The sequence below is a fragment of the Eoetvoesiella caeni genome (assembly GCF_003315175.1).
GTDB lineage: Bacteria > Pseudomonadota > Gammaproteobacteria > Burkholderiales > Burkholderiaceae_B > Eoetvoesia > Eoetvoesia caeni.
Window position 1 is genome coordinate 1 of the sequence record NZ_QNRQ01000028.1, and the last position, 9,653, is coordinate 9,653.

The following is a 9,653-nucleotide window of genomic DNA, read 5'->3' on the forward strand; positions in this document are numbered from 1 at the left end:
TGTCATTTTCAGAAGGTGACTGCACGGAATATCAAGAGTCGGCTGCACAGTCTTTTCTGATCTGTGGTCGTCTCAGAAAACGGAAAATAAAGCACGCTAAGCTGTGGAAGCCCCTGCCAAGCTCGTTCCACCTTGCAACGACGCAATCAGCGGACACGAAACATTCCCCTGCCGCGAATGGCAGGCGCACACCAGGTCAGACAGCACAGCCTCCATGCGCGCCAAATCGGCCATCTTCTCGCGCACGTCTTGGAGCTTGTGCTCGGCCAGGCTGCTGGCCTCCTCGCAGTGGGTGCCATCGTCGAGCCGCAGCAACTCGGCGATTTCATCCAGGCTGAAGCCCAACCGCTGGGCCGATTTCACGAATCGCACCCGTGTCACGTCCGCCGCGCCATAGCGGCGAATGCTGCCATAGGGCTTGTCCGGCTCGGGCAACAAGCCCTTGCGCTGATAGAACCGGATGGTCTCCACGTTGACGCCGGCTGCCTTGGCAAAAACGCCAATGGTCAGGTTCTCCAAATTATTTTCCATACCGCTTGACTCCGTACATGAGTACGGAAGTAAGGTTACGCTATCCAATTCAAATTCGAAAGGACAAGCGCATGTCTGAACCACAAACCGGGCGCGGCGCGCTCTTCACTGGCGGGCTGGCCGCCATCCTCGCCTCGGCCTGCTGCCTCGGGCCGCTGGTCTTGGTCGCCTTGGGATTCAGCGGGGCATGGATCGGCAACCTGACCGTGCTGGAGCCGTATCGCCCGATTTTCATCGGTGCAGCGTTGGTCGCGTTGTTCTTCGCCTGGCGGCGCATCTACCGCCCTACGCAAGCCTGCAAACCGGGTGAGGTCTGCGCGATTCCCCAAGTGCGAGCTACTTACAAGCTCATTTTCTGGGTCGTGGCCGTGCTGGTCCTGGTCGCCCTCGGATTTCCCTACGTCATGCCATTTTTCTACTGATCGGAGTTCACCATGAAAAAACTGTTTGCCTCCCTCGCGCTCGCCGCCATTGTTGCCCCGGTGTGGGCCGCCACTCAGACCGTCACGCTGTCTGTACCGGGCATGACCTGCTCCGCCTGCCCGATCACCGTCAAGAAGGCGATTTCCAAGGTCGAAGGCGTCAGCAAGGTTGACGTGACCTTCGAGACCCGCGAAGCGGTTGTCACTTTCGATGATGCCAAGACCAGCGTGCAGAAGCTGACCAAGGCCACCACCGATGCGGGCTATCCCTCCAGCATCAAGCAGTGAACCACTGAACCCGAACCTGGGGCGATCATGGGACTGATCACACGCATTGCCGACAAGGCTGGCGCGCTTGGCAGCGTTGTTTCCGCGATGGGCTGCGCCGTGTGCTTCCCGGCCATCGCCAGCTTGGGCGCGGCCATCGGCCTCGGTTTTCTACAGGAATACGAAGGATTGTTCATCTCCAAGCTGCTGCCGCTGTTCGCTGTCGTGGCTTTGCTGGCGAACGCATTGGGCTGGCTCAGTCATCGCCAATGGCACCGCAGTCTGCTCGGCATGATCGGGCCAGCCATCGTGTTCGCTGGAACTGTCTGGCTGCTTGGCAACTGGTGGGCAGCACACCTCGTATACACCGGCCTGGCGCTGATGGTCGGCGTGTCGATCTGGGACTTGGTTTCGCCGGCACATCGCCGTTGCGGCCCGGACGGTTGCGAACTCCCCACGAAACAAGGCTGACGGCGGAAGTCGGCAGCCAACACAGAAAAGGAACGATGAATGACCACCCTCAAAATTACCGGCATGACCTGCGACTCCTGCGCGGTTCACGTCAAGGAAGCTCTGGAGAAAGTGCCTGGCGTGCAATCAGCGGAGGTTTCCTATGGCAAGGGCAGCGCCAGGCTCGCCATCGAGGCCGACACATCGCCGGATACGCTGACCGCTGCCGTGGCCGGACTCGGCTATCGGGCTACGCTCGCCGATGCGCCCGTGGCTCCGGCGGGCGGCGGATTGCTCGGCAAGGTGCGCGAATGGCTGGGCAGTGATGACAAGGCTGGCGGGGATGCTGGCAAGCTCCATATCGCCGTGATCGGCAGCGGCGGCGCCGCGATGGCGGCAGCGCTGAAGGCCGTCGAACAAGGCGCGCACGTCACGCTGATCGAGCGCGGCACCATCGGCGGCACCTGCGTGAATGTCGGCTGCGTGCCGTCCAAGATCATGATCCGCGCCGCCCACGTCGCCCACTTGCGTCGCGAAAGCCCGTTCGATGGCGGCATGCCGCCCACGCCGCCGACGATCTTGCGTGAGCGGTTGCTGGTCCAGCAGCAGGCGCGCGTCGACGAACTGCGTCATGCTAAGTATGAGGGCATCCTGGACGGGAATCCGGCCATCACCGTTCTGCACGGCGAAGCGCGTTTCAAGGACGGCCAGAGCCTTGTCGTTCGTTTGAACGATGGTAACGAGCGCGCTGTGGCCTTCGACCGTTGCCTGGTCGCCACGGGTGCCAGTCCGGCCGTGCCGCCGATCCCGGGCTTGAAAGAGTCACCCTACTGGACTTCGACCGAGGCCCTGGTCAGCGACACGATTCCCGAACGCCTGGCCGTGATCGGCTCGTCAGTGGTGGCGCTGGAACTGGCGCAAGCCTTTGCCCGACTCGGCAGCAAGGTGACGATCCTGGCACGCAGCACGCTGTTCTTCCGCGAAGACCCGGCCATCGGCGAAGCCGTCACGGCCGCGTTTCGCATGGAGGGCATCGAGGTACTGGATCACACGCAGGCCAGCCAGGTCGCGCATGAAGGCGGCGAATTCGTGCTGACCACGGGGCACGGCGAAATACGCGCCGACAAGCTGCTGGTCGCTACCGGCCGAGCGCCGAACACGCGCAGCCTGAATCTGGAAGCGGCGGGCATCGCACTCAATCCGCAAGGCGCTATCGTCATCGACTCCGGCATGCGTACCAGCGTGGAACACATCTACGCCGCCGGCGACTGCACCGACCAGCCGCAGTTCGTATATGTGGCGGCAGCGGCCGGCACCCGTGCGGCGATCAACATGACGGGCGGCGACGCAACCCTGAACCTGACCGCGATGCCGGCGGTGGTGTTCACCGACCCGCAAGTGGCGACCGTGGGTTACAGCGAAGCGGAAGCACACCACGACGGCATCGAGACCGACAGCCGATTGCTGACGCTGGACAACGTGCCGCGCGCGCTGGCGAACTTCGATACGCGCGGCTTCATCAAGCTGGTAGTCGAAGTGGGCAGCGGGCGCTTGATCGGCGTGCAGGCGGTCACGCCGGAAGCGGGCGAGCTGATCCAAACGGCAGCGCTGGCGATTCGCAACCGCATGACGGTGCAGGAGCTGGCCGACCAGTTGTTCCCCTACCTGACGATGGTCGAAGGACTGAAGCTCGCGGCGCAGACCTTCAACAAGGACGTGAAGCAGCTTTCCTGCTGCGCTGGGTGAGGAAAAGGAGGTGTTCTATGAACGCCTACACGGTGTCCCGGCTGGCCCTTGATGCCGGGGTGAGCGTGCATATCGTGCGCGACTACCTGCTGCGCGGACTGCTGCGGCCGGTGGCGTGCACCCCAGGCGGCTACGGCCTGTTCGACGAGGCGGCCTTGCAACGGCTGTGCTTCGTGCGGGCGGCCTTCGAAGCGGGCATCGGCCTCGATGCGCTGGCGCGGTTGTGCCGGGCACTCGATACGGCGGACAGCGACCAGGCCGCAGCGCAGCTTGCCGTGCTGCGCCAGTTCGTCGAACGCCGACGCGAAGCGTTGGCCGATCTGGAAGTGCAGTTGGCCACCCTGCCGACCGAGCCGGCACAGCACGCGGAGAGTCTGCTATGAACAGTCCCGAGCGTTTGCCGACCGAAACACCCAAGCCGTTCACCGGCTATCTGTGGGGCGCGTTGGCCGTGCTCACCTGTCCCTGTCATTTGCCGATTCTCGCCGTTGTGCTGGCCGGAACGACAGCCGGCGCATTCATCGGGGAACATTGGGGTATTGCAGCCCTCACGCTGACCGGCTTATTCATTCTGTCCGTGACGCGGCTACTGCGCGCCTTCCGGGGCGGATCATGATGACTTCGCACCCCGCCGGATGGACGGCGACTGAGTTGGCGCAGGCGGCGGCGAGCCGGCAGCTTGAGCTGTATTACCAGCCGCTGGTCGATCTGCGTAATAACCGGATCGTCGGCGCGGAAGCGCTGCTGCGCTGGCGGCATCCGAGCTTGGGACTGCTGCCACCAGGTCAGTTCATACCGCTGGCCGAGTCGTCCGGCCTGATGCCGGCAATTGGCACGTGGGTGCTGTGCGAAGCCTGCCGACAGATGCGCAAGTGGCAAGCATTGGCGTGGCAGCCGTTCCGGCTCGCCGTCAATGTGTCCGCGAGTCAGGTCGGGCCGATGTTCGATGCCGAGATTCAGCGGGTGCTGACCGATGCGGACTTACCCGCCGAATGTCTGGAGATCGAGTTGACTGAATCGGTCGCCTTCGGCAATCCGGCCCTGTTCGCCACCTTCGACGCCTTGCGTGCCCTCGGCGTGCATTTCGCGGCCGACGACTTCGGCACGGGCTATTCCTGCCTGCAACATCTGAAGTGCTGCCCGATCACCACGCTGAAGATCGACCAATCGTTCGTTGCCAGGCTGCCGGACGATACCCGCGACCAATGCATCGTGCGGGCGGTGATCCAGCTCGCGCATGGGCTGGGCATGGAGGTAGTGGCCGAAGGCGTGGAAACACCCGACAGCCTGGCGTGGTTGCGGCAGGCCGGCTGCGACACGGTGCAGGGCTTTCTGTTCGCCAAGCCGATGCCGGCGGCGACCTTCGCCAGCTTCGTCAACCAATGGAGAAACACCACCATGAACGTCAACGAACCGAGCACCGCTTGCTGCGTGTGTTGCAAGGAAATCCCGCTCGATGCCGCCTTCACCCCGGAAGGCGCGGAGTACGTCGAGCACTTCTGCGGGCTGGAGTGCTACCAGCGCTTCCAGGCACGCGCCATTACTGCGACCGAAACCAGCGCCAAGCCGAGCGCTTGCGATTCGCCGCCGTCAGGCGGAGGCTGACTACTTGTCAGGTACGGTTGAGTAGTTTCGTCCCATCTGGGCGCAACTCGCCTTTTGGGGAAATGTGTCGGTACAGGGTCTGTCGCGTGATGCCGAGTTCCTGGCACAGGTCGCCGACCTTGGTTTCGGGCTGGCACATTGCCGCCATCGCCAGGCGCAGCTTGGCGGCCGTCATCTTGAACGGCCGGCCACCTTTCCGACCGCGCGCCCGTGCCGAGGCCAGGCCCGCCACGGTGCGCTCGGCGATCAGTTCGCGCTCGAACTCGGCCAGCGCGGCAAAGATGCCGAAGACCAGCTTGCCGGCGGCCGTCGTGGTGTCGATGGCCGCACCGTGGCCGGTCAGCACCTTCAGTCCGACACCACGGCCGGTCAGGTCGTGGACGGTATTGATCAGGTGGCGCAGGTCACGCCCGAGCCGGTCCAGTTTCCACACCACCAGCGTATCCCCCTCGCGCAGCGCCTTTAGGCAGCTCGCCAAGCCAGGGCGGTCTTCGCGCTTGCCAGACGCCTGATCCTCGTAAAGTTGGGTGGGATCGACGCCAGAAGTGACTAGCGCATCGCGCTGCAAGTCGGTGGCCTGTGAGCCGTCTGCCTTCGATACCCGCATGTAGCCAATCAGCATCTTGCACCTGTCACATATACGTTCGATTATGTGACAGTGTGAACCGGAAAGTTCTGGTCGTCAAAATTTGTCACTTAACCCGTCATTCTGTCTAAGACATGCAAAGGGCTCATCAGGCTCGTAATGTGACAAAAATTCCGTGGGGATGCCTTCCTTCGCGAAGGTAGCGCGCAACTGTTCCAGGGAAGCGGGGTCGCGCCGACCATAGGAAGCCAACGCGAACAGCGAGCGTGCCGTCTCGGGGTCGTGCCGCGCTTCAATGATGGCCTCATCAATGGCCTTGACCGCACGCTGCCAGTGATCGACGGGTTCGGGCTTCAGCGCTTTCGCCGGCAGGCCACTGGTGAACCCGGTTTGGGGCTCGGACCAGAACAGCTTTGCATGCTCGCCTGGCGGGCTAATATCCCTCACCTCAATCAAGCTGATTGCCGTTGCCGCCGCCTCCAGCATCTGCAATCGTACTGCCGGGTTCAGGGTTTCATACGGTCGCCACAGACTTTGCCCAGCACGCAGCGGATGCCCGCAGCCTTCCCATACTTGGCGGAGATACCCCGCGCAGGTTCCGCACGTCGAAAGCGGGGTGTTCAGCTCATCGAGCAGCGTGCGTATTAGCCGAAACCACAATCCAGCGTGGATGCGTCGGCGCGGCAGCTCCACATGGCCGGTCGTCAGTGCCTGCCAGGTACGCCGGTCCATCACTGCAATCGCGTCGCTGGCGGTGCGCGGCGCAGTGTCGGCGTTATCCCAGCCGAGAAACCGCCCAGGCACGCCCCAATAGGATTCCAGCCAGCAACCATGCAGCGGGCAGCTCAGCATCAGGGGCAGCTTCCATGCAAGCAGTACGGCTTGGTTTGCCGGGTCGTTCAGACAGAGCGGACAGGCGCGATGTATCGGCTGGCTGGGCAGCCAGGCACGCCAGTTCGTGATGGATCGCGTCCTACGGCGGAGTTTCGGCAGCAGCACCGAGAGCTGGAACGCATAGGTTTCCAATGCGTCTGGAATCTGATCATCAAGGCTATCCAGTAGCCAAGGCACCCAGCCGGCGAAACTCATGCAACGCAGCCGGTCCAGCTCGATGCCGGTCCGCTGGAAGAGCATCATCAGCAGCGACAGTGGTGGCGCGGTATCCAGGTCATCAACCTGGCCGTGACCAAGATCGTGCTCCAGCAGGTCGGACACCTCCATGTGATAGCAAAGGGCCACGCGGTTGAGCCATGAAGACAAGGCTTCGCCTTCCTTGGGAGCCGGATGCAGCGGCCAGCGTGGCGCTGGCTTCACATCAGTTCCCGCTCGAATTGCCGACGCCGCTCGCTTGGGCCGGTGTAATCGGCCATGCTGAGCGTGCGGTGGTTGATCGCTTCCTCGCCGCTCTCCACGGCGACGAGGGCCGCCGCCATCAGCAAGTGCGCCAGTTCGCCGATGGTGCCCTCGCTGCGTGTGAGCAGGTAGCGGGCCATGTCCAGCGTGGCAATCGACGAGGGTCGCCGCAATGGAAGCGAAGCGGCGAAGCTGGCCAGCAGTGAGCAGCAATCGTCGTTGGCCTCCCACACCGGCAGCATCATGGGCTCGAAGCGGTTTTCCAATTGGTCATCCGAGCGGATGGCCAGGTAGGCGTCGCGCGTGCCGACCCCGACCAATGGGATGCGCAGCTCATTGCCGAGGAAGCGCAGCAGGTTGAGAAATTCCCGCCGGTTGACGCTGTTGCCGGCCAAGACGTTGTGCAGCTCGTCGATCACCAGCATGCGCACGCCGACCTTGCGCAGCAGTGCCAGCGCCAGTTGCTCCATTTCCGGCAGCCGTGGGCGCGGGCGCAATGGTGCCCCCCATCGCGGCAAGTAGCGCGACGTAGAAGCGGATCACCGACGGTTCGGACGGCATCTGCACGACCAGCACCGGCATGTGTTCCTGGTCCGCGTCGGAGCTGGCCGGATGCGTGCGCCGGAATTTCTCGATGATCATCGACTTGCCGTTGTTGGTCGGGCCAACCAGCAGCAGGTTGGGCATGCGTTGCTTGTTTGGCCACGCATACAGGGTTTCCAGCCGGTTCAGCGCCTCGACCGCGCGCGGGTAGCCGATCCAGCGGTCGGCGCGAAGGCGCTGGATGCGCTCGTCCGCCGGCAGCCGAGCCAGCCCCTGTGCCGCTGGCAGCAGGTGTGACAAGTCGATGATGGGATATTCGTCCACGGCTACCACTCCTCGATCTGGTCGAACGGTTTGGCCGGAGGCAGGTTGTCTGCCTGCGGATCAGCAACGTCCGTTTTCGGCGGAATCGGCTTGTCCGGCGGAGGCGATGCCTTGAGGTGCTGGCGTCGATCCGCGTCGCGCCGCGCCTTGCGCGTGGCCTTCTGTGCGGTGGTCACGATCTCGCGCATCTGCCCGATCATGCGGAACAGCGCCGACTCATCCACCTGTTCGCGTCCCTGCTGCCGCAATTTCGTCAGCGCCTGCCGTTGTTCCCAGAGGGTGACAGCCGGGTGCGACAAGGTACGGTAGGGGATTTCCAGGTAATGCTGCCCCTGCGGTTCCAGCACCCAGATACGGCTGATGTCACGCGGGTCGCGCCGGATCAGGAAAGCGGGCAAGCGGTCGCGTCGTGCGATCCACGGTTTGAGCGCATCGGCGTAGTAGTGAATGTGGTCGATGACAAAGCCGGTGCGAGTCAGAGTACGGCGAATGATGGGCAGGAAATCGACCAAAAAAGCCAAGGCGCGGGTGACGACAGCCGGTACACCGACACGCGCCACGGCTTCTGACCAGCGCGCCGCCGGCGGCTGAAGCAGGCCGTTGTGCACAGAGCCGTGATAGGTGCCCACCGCCAACGTGAGCCAGCGCTCCAGCTCACGCAATGTCAGGGCGGCCTTGTTTTCGGAATCGTAGTCCCCGCGCTGGTCAGGGTTGGAGAAGGTCGTCCCTGGCAATTCATCGTGGATCATCTGCATCGCCGTACCGATGATCCGTTCCACGATGCCGCCGTAGTGCGGCTGCCCTGGCGGACGATAGTCCAACCGGATGCCGTGCTGCTCGCAGCCACGGCGCAGCGCCTCGCTCTTGAACTCGGCCGCGTTGTCCAAGTAGAGCAGCCTGGGCTTGCCGCTCATCGGCCAATCCATTTCTATATTCAGACCCTCCAGCCAGGGACGCTTGTCGCAGGCGACATGCACAAGGCACAGGCCGACCGAAACAGATGACGGCGCTTCCAGCGTGACGACCATGCCGAGCACGCAGCGGGTAAACACGTCGATGGCGATGGTCAGATACGGACGGCCAATCGGTTGCCGGTCGCGCTCGTCCACCACGATCAGGTCGATGACCGTGTGATCAATCTGCACTTGTTCCAGTGGCGCGGTCACGGCGGGAGGCTCACCACCGACACCTTGCAGGCTGCGGGACGCATCCTGACCTTCCCGGCGGCGAGTGGCCTTGAGCGGGTCGAGGCCGGCGATCCGCAGGGCCAAAGTGTTGCGCGCCGGCACCCGTAGCTTTTGCGCTTTGCAAGCCTGCGCGACCTCGCGGTGGAACGCCGCCAGGCTACGCTTCTGCTTGGTCAGGAAGCGCTTTTGCAGCAACTCGCGGATGATGCGCTCAACTGATTCCGGCAAGCGTCCCTTGCCTTTTCCGCCGCCGGACTGGCCGGGAACCAGGTCCGTCACAAACCCAGCACCTTGCCGGGCACGCCGGATCAGGACATACACCTGCCGCCTGGATAGGCCCAGCGCTTGAGCAGCGGCATCGGCGGCTTCATGCCCAACCACTTCAAGCGCTGCCAGCGGCCCGATGATTTCGGTCCGGTGCCGGGCCTGTGCCCATGCCGCATCGGGCAGGGTGGCCACGCCCTGCTCGGCAATTGGTAATGTGTCTGACGCCATGCTCACACCTCGCTTTGGTGCACACGAGTATTGAGCATAGTCGAGATTGGTGCAGATGACTTCTGATATTGCGTGGTCAGGAGCCGACTGCACACCTGGCGTTACGCCCCGTCAATTGGTGCAGTCGTCTTCTGAAAATGACAG

At 63.4% G+C, this 9,653-nt stretch carries 11 protein-coding genes and 1 pseudogene; 7 read left to right on the top strand and 5 right to left on the bottom strand.

All coding sequences use genetic code 11. The annotated features are described in order from the left end of the window. Positions 1-96: 96 nt before the first annotated feature. Complete coding sequence (gene merR / locus DFR37_RS22355; protein WP_010981353.1) at positions 97-531, bottom strand: mercury resistance transcriptional regulator MerR; 435 nt, start codon at positions 529-531, stop codon at positions 97-99. A 71-nt stretch (positions 532-602) separates the two neighbouring features. Here merR and merT point away from each other — a divergent pair, with 71 nt between their 5' ends. Genes merT through DFR37_RS23405 form a run of 7 tightly spaced genes read left to right on the top strand, consistent with a single transcriptional unit; the run spans position 603 to position 5,021 of the window. Next, positions 603-953: a mercuric ion transporter MerT gene (gene merT / locus DFR37_RS22360; protein ID WP_004099002.1), complete on the top strand. Its 351-nt coding sequence runs from the start codon at positions 603-605 to the stop codon at positions 951-953. Positions 954-965: 12 nt separating this feature from the next. Further along, complete coding sequence (gene merP, locus DFR37_RS22365; protein ID WP_004099005.1) at positions 966-1,241, top strand: mercury resistance system periplasmic binding protein MerP; 276 nt, start codon at positions 966-968, stop codon at positions 1,239-1,241. A gap of 27 nt (positions 1,242-1,268) precedes the next feature. Continuing rightward, on the top strand, positions 1,269-1,691 hold the full coding sequence (merC, locus tag DFR37_RS22370) for an organomercurial transporter MerC (RefSeq protein WP_113935370.1): 423 nt from the start codon (positions 1,269-1,271) through the stop codon (positions 1,689-1,691). A gap of 39 nt (positions 1,692-1,730) precedes the next feature. Next, positions 1,731-3,416 carry a mercury(II) reductase gene (gene merA / locus DFR37_RS22375; RefSeq protein WP_113935371.1) on the top strand — a complete coding sequence of 562 codons (1,686 nt, stop codon included), beginning with the start codon at positions 1,731-1,733 and terminating at the stop codon, positions 3,414-3,416. Positions 3,417-3,433: 17 nt separating this feature from the next. Beyond that, positions 3,434-3,799, top strand: a complete 366-nt coding sequence (gene merD / locus DFR37_RS22380; protein ID WP_113935372.1) for a mercury resistance co-regulator MerD — start codon at positions 3,434-3,436, stop codon at positions 3,797-3,799. Then, entirely contained in the window at positions 3,796-4,032 is a 237-nt protein-coding gene (merE, locus tag DFR37_RS22385; RefSeq protein ID WP_113935373.1) for a broad-spectrum mercury transporter MerE, read from the top strand. Before merD ends, merE begins: the two co-directional genes overlap by 4 nt. Continuing rightward, positions 4,029-5,021, top strand: a complete 993-nt coding sequence (locus DFR37_RS23405) for a DUF3330 domain-containing protein (RefSeq protein WP_113935374.1) — start codon at positions 4,029-4,031, stop codon at positions 5,019-5,021. Before merE ends, DFR37_RS23405 begins: the two co-directional genes overlap by 4 nt. A 7-nt stretch (positions 5,022-5,028) precedes the next feature. On the opposite strand, the gene DFR37_RS22395 is transcribed toward DFR37_RS23405, so the two are convergent. The 4 genes and pseudogenes from DFR37_RS22395 to DFR37_RS22410 all read right to left on the bottom strand — a co-directional run bounded on the left by DFR37_RS22395 (position 5,029) and on the right by DFR37_RS22410 (position 9,509). Next, the gene (locus DFR37_RS22395) at positions 5,029-5,643 is read right to left on the bottom strand and encodes a recombinase family protein (RefSeq protein ID WP_015063516.1); all 615 of its coding nucleotides are present in this window, start codon (positions 5,641-5,643) and stop codon (positions 5,029-5,031) included. A 60-nt stretch (positions 5,644-5,703) separates the two neighbouring features. Continuing rightward, positions 5,704-6,921, bottom strand: coding sequence for a TniQ family protein (locus DFR37_RS22400; RefSeq protein WP_113935375.1), 1,218 nt, complete (start codon positions 6,919-6,921; stop codon positions 5,704-5,706). Next, a pseudogene (locus tag DFR37_RS22405) lies at positions 6,918-7,827 on the bottom strand (TniB family NTP-binding protein). Before DFR37_RS22405 ends, DFR37_RS22400 begins: the two are co-directional and overlap by 4 nt. A 2-nt stretch (positions 7,828-7,829) precedes the next feature. Further along, entirely contained in the window at positions 7,830-9,509 is a 1,680-nt protein-coding gene (locus DFR37_RS22410) for a Mu transposase C-terminal domain-containing protein (RefSeq protein WP_049289204.1), read from the bottom strand. Positions 9,510-9,653: the final 144 nt, after the last annotated feature.

Coding starts and splice junctions, on each gene's coding strand:
- merE (WP_113935373.1), top strand. CDS start 3,796: ATGAACAGTCCCGAGCGTTTGCCGACCGAAACACCCAAGCCGTTCACC.
- merC (WP_113935370.1), top strand. CDS start 1,269: ATGGGACTGATCACACGCATTGCCGACAAGGCTGGCGCGCTTGGCAGC.
- DFR37_RS23405 (WP_113935374.1), top strand. CDS start 4,029: ATGATGACTTCGCACCCCGCCGGATGGACGGCGACTGAGTTGGCGCAG.
- merD (WP_113935372.1), top strand. CDS start 3,434: ATGAACGCCTACACGGTGTCCCGGCTGGCCCTTGATGCCGGGGTGAGC.
- merP (WP_004099005.1), top strand. CDS start 966: ATGAAAAAACTGTTTGCCTCCCTCGCGCTCGCCGCCATTGTTGCCCCG.
- merA (WP_113935371.1), top strand. CDS start 1,731: ATGACCACCCTCAAAATTACCGGCATGACCTGCGACTCCTGCGCGGTT.
- merT (WP_004099002.1), top strand. CDS start 603: ATGTCTGAACCACAAACCGGGCGCGGCGCGCTCTTCACTGGCGGGCTG.
- DFR37_RS22395 (WP_015063516.1), bottom strand. CDS start 5,643: ATGCTGATTGGCTACATGCGGGTATCGAAGGCAGACGGCTCACAGGCC.
- DFR37_RS22410 (WP_049289204.1), bottom strand. CDS start 9,509: ATGGCGTCAGACACATTACCAATTGCCGAGCAGGGCGTGGCCACCCTG.
- merR (WP_010981353.1), bottom strand. CDS start 531: ATGGAAAATAATTTGGAGAACCTGACCATTGGCGTTTTTGCCAAGGCA.